2 tRNA genes are annotated in these 346 nt (G+C 41.6%); both read left to right on the forward strand.

Annotation, left to right across the window (positions count from 1 at the left end):
• The first annotated feature begins 97 nt into the window (after positions 1 to 97).
• Positions 98 to 172 (forward strand) — tRNA-Ile (locus tag FD28_RS05645).
• Between the two features lie 22 nt (positions 173 to 194).
• A tRNA-Ala gene (locus FD28_RS05650) sits at positions 195 to 267 on the forward strand.
• Positions 268 to 346: the final 79 nt, after the last annotated feature.

Below are 346 nucleotides of genomic sequence, written 5' to 3' on the forward strand. Positions count from 1 at the left end.
TCTAAGGAATATACGGAGGCTACACATACTTTGTCGAAACAATGGTCAGTTTTGAGGGGTCTACCCTCATAATTATATGATTTTACTAAATGATTTTGGGCGTATAGCTCAGCTGGTTTAGAGCGCACGCCTGATAAGCGTGAGGTCGATGGTTCGAGTCCATTTATGCCCATTGACCGCAAGGTCATCATTTTGGGGAATTAGCTCAGATGGGAGAGCACCTGCTTTGCAAGCAGGGGGTCAGCGGTTCGATCCCGCTATTCTCCATTGGTGCGAAAGCATCAAGGAATTTGTTCTTTGAAAACTAGATATTATCAATTATTTTCCTTTAATTATTAAGATAATT

It is taken from the genome of Levilactobacillus hammesii DSM 16381, from assembly GCF_001434395.1.
GTDB classification, from domain to species: Bacteria; Bacillota; Bacilli; order Lactobacillales; family Lactobacillaceae; genus Levilactobacillus; species Levilactobacillus hammesii.